Below are 2,175 nucleotides of genomic sequence, written 5' to 3'. Positions count from 1 at the left end.
GCTCAACTTGCATGTGTTAGGCACGCCGCCAGCGTTCATCCTGAGCCAGGATCAAACTCTCAAATAAAAGTTCATCAGGCTCAGATACTATTATTATCAAAATATCTGGCTTTATGGTTTGTTTCTTAATATAAATTAACCTACTGTTTAATTTTCAAAGTTCTTTATTGATATAGCTAGATGGTAGCGGTAATAGGAGTCGAACCTATGACCTTTCGGGTATGAACCGAACGCTCTAGCCAACTAAGCTATACCGCCGTATTTCTGGTGCCCAGAGGCGGAATCGAACCACCGACACGGGGATTTTCAGTCCCCTGCTCTACCGACTGAGCTATCTGGGCAAATGGTGGGCCTAGCTGGACTCGAACCAGCGACCTCACGCTTATCAGGCGTGCGCTCTAACCACCTGAGCTATAGGCCCTTTTCTTGGTCGAGGTGAAGGGACTCGAACCCCCGGCCCCATGGTCCCAAACCATGTGCGCTACCAAACTGCGCTACACCTCGAAATCTTATTTACTATATTATACTACTCTAAAATTTAATTTTTTTCAAGCCCTTTTTATTTGGCAGGGGTGGAGGGACTCGAACCCCCGGCGCACGGTTTTGGAGACCGACGCTCTACCAACTGAGCTACACCCCTATGAAGAATAGTAAACCTTCATGAACTCGAACTCCAGACTTACTGGTTATGAGTTGGGCACTCTAACCAACCTAGCTAAAAATCTAAGTTGGTCGAGGTGAAGGGACTCGAACCCCCGGCCCCATGGTCCCAAACCATGTGCGCTACCAAACTGCGCTACACCTCGTTTTAAATGGCGGAGAAGGAGGGATTCGAACCCTCGCGCCGGTTACCCAGCCTAATCCCTTAGCAGGGGATCCTCTTGAGCCACTTGAGTACTTCTCCAAATTAAGTCTTATTTTTTTGGCGGAGAGGGTGGGATTCGAACCCACGGCCCCTTTCGAAGTCACTGGTTTTCAAGACCAGCTCCTTAAACCACTCGGACACCTCTCCACTGGTGATCTATCCGCGACTCGAACGCGGGACACCCTGATTAAAAGTCAGGTGCTCTACCGACTGAGCTAATAGACCATACTATTTGGCTGGGGATGCAGGACTCGAACCTACGCATACATGAGTCAAAGTCATGTGCCTTACCGACTTGGCTAATCCCCAATATATATGTGGTGAGCGCACAGGGATTCGAACCCCGGACACACGCCTTAGAAGGGCGTTGCTCTATCCAGCTGAGCTATGCACCCACGCTTTTTTGGAGCGGGTGAAGGGGATCGAACCCTCACAGCTGGCTTGGAAGGCCAGAACTCTACCATTGAGCTACACCCGCATATTTAATTGGTGGAGGATGGTGGATTCGAACCACCGAAGTCGATGACAACAGATTTACAGTCTGCCCCCTTTGGCCGCTCGGGAAATCCTCCGTATTGTTTTATATGGAGCTGGTGATAGGAATCGAACCTACAACCTGCTGATTACAAGTCAGCTGCTCTACCGTTGAGCCACACCAGCATTTTTTAATTTGGCGACCTGGAAGGGGCTCGAACCCTCGACCTCCAGCGTGACAGGCTGGCATTCTAACCAACTGAACTACCAGGCCGCAAATGGTGGGACCAACAGGGCTCGAACCTGTGACCCCCTGCTTGTAAGGCAGGTGCTCTCCCAGCTGAGCTATGATCCCACAAATGGTGACTCGTAGGGGAATTGAACCCCTGTTACCGCCGTGAAAGGGCGGTGTCTTAACCTCTTGACCAACGAGCCATAATGGCTCCAAGGGTGGGGCTCGAACCCACAGCCTACCGGTTAACAGCCGGTTGCTCCACCGTTGAGCTACCTTGGAATATCCAACGTGGCTATGTCCTACTCTTCCAGGCAGTTTCCCACCAAGTACCATCAGCGCTAGAGAACTTAACTTCTGTGTTCGGAATGGAAACAGGTGTATCTTCTCTGCTATTATAACCACATTTTTTCTTGTTATTAGGACAAGTATAATATTAACATTTTTTGTCATTTTTGTCAACACTTTTTTAAACTTTTTAGAGTTAACACTCTAAAAACTACATATATATATTAATTAATGAACATCAAATAAATATTGGTCAAGTCCTCGACCTATTAGTATCGATAAGCTAAATACATTGCTGCACTTACACCTTCGACCT

18 tRNA genes and 2 rRNA genes are annotated in these 2,175 nt (G+C 48.2%); all 20 read right to left on the bottom strand.

Annotated features, from left to right (window positions below):
* Positions 1–67, bottom strand: a 16S ribosomal RNA gene (locus IR152_RS19725); the annotation flags it as partial.
* A gap of 114 nt (positions 68–181) precedes the next feature.
* Positions 182–258 (bottom strand) — tRNA-Met (locus tag IR152_RS19720).
* Positions 259–265: 7 nt separating this feature from the next.
* A tRNA-Phe gene (locus tag IR152_RS19715) sits at positions 266–341 on the bottom strand.
* 3 nt (positions 342–344) lie between these two features.
* A tRNA-Ile gene (locus IR152_RS19710) sits at positions 345–421 on the bottom strand.
* A 6-nt stretch (positions 422–427) separates the two neighbouring features.
* A tRNA-Pro gene (locus IR152_RS19705) sits at positions 428–504 on the bottom strand.
* A 60-nt stretch (positions 505–564) separates the two neighbouring features.
* Positions 565–640 (bottom strand) — tRNA-Trp (locus tag IR152_RS19700).
* A gap of 89 nt (positions 641–729) precedes the next feature.
* A tRNA-Pro gene (locus IR152_RS19695) sits at positions 730–806 on the bottom strand.
* A gap of 7 nt (positions 807–813) precedes the next feature.
* Positions 814–904: transfer RNA gene (locus tag IR152_RS19690), tRNA-Ser, on the bottom strand.
* Between the two features lie 19 nt (positions 905–923).
* A tRNA-Ser gene (locus IR152_RS19685) sits at positions 924–1,012 on the bottom strand.
* A 2-nt stretch (positions 1,013–1,014) separates the two neighbouring features.
* Positions 1,015–1,090, bottom strand: a tRNA-Lys gene (locus IR152_RS19680).
* A gap of 8 nt (positions 1,091–1,098) precedes the next feature.
* Positions 1,099–1,174: transfer RNA gene (locus IR152_RS19675), tRNA-Gln, on the bottom strand.
* A 9-nt stretch (positions 1,175–1,183) separates the two neighbouring features.
* Positions 1,184–1,260: transfer RNA gene (locus IR152_RS19670), tRNA-Arg, on the bottom strand.
* Between the two features lie 9 nt (positions 1,261–1,269).
* Positions 1,270–1,343: transfer RNA gene (locus IR152_RS19665), tRNA-Gly, on the bottom strand.
* 9 nt (positions 1,344–1,352) lie between these two features.
* A tRNA-Tyr gene (locus IR152_RS19660) sits at positions 1,353–1,437 on the bottom strand.
* A gap of 13 nt (positions 1,438–1,450) precedes the next feature.
* A tRNA-Thr gene (locus IR152_RS19655) sits at positions 1,451–1,525 on the bottom strand.
* 11 nt (positions 1,526–1,536) lie between these two features.
* Positions 1,537–1,613, bottom strand: a tRNA-Asp gene (locus IR152_RS19650).
* Between the two features lie 5 nt (positions 1,614–1,618).
* Positions 1,619–1,694: transfer RNA gene (locus tag IR152_RS19645), tRNA-Val, on the bottom strand.
* Positions 1,695–1,699: 5 nt separating this feature from the next.
* Positions 1,700–1,774 (bottom strand) — tRNA-Glu (locus tag IR152_RS19640).
* A 4-nt stretch (positions 1,775–1,778) separates the two neighbouring features.
* Positions 1,779–1,853 (bottom strand) — tRNA-Asn (locus IR152_RS19635).
* A gap of 7 nt (positions 1,854–1,860) precedes the next feature.
* Positions 1,861–1,977 (bottom strand): 5S ribosomal RNA (gene rrf / locus IR152_RS19630).
* Positions 1,978–2,175: the final 198 nt, after the last annotated feature.

The sequence above is a fragment of the Clostridioides sp. ES-S-0108-01 genome (assembly GCF_020662285.1).
Lineage (GTDB): Bacteria > Bacillota > Clostridia > Peptostreptococcales > Peptostreptococcaceae > Clostridioides.
Note: the sequence above shows the minus strand (reverse complement) of the source record. Positions and strands in the feature narration are given on the sequence as shown.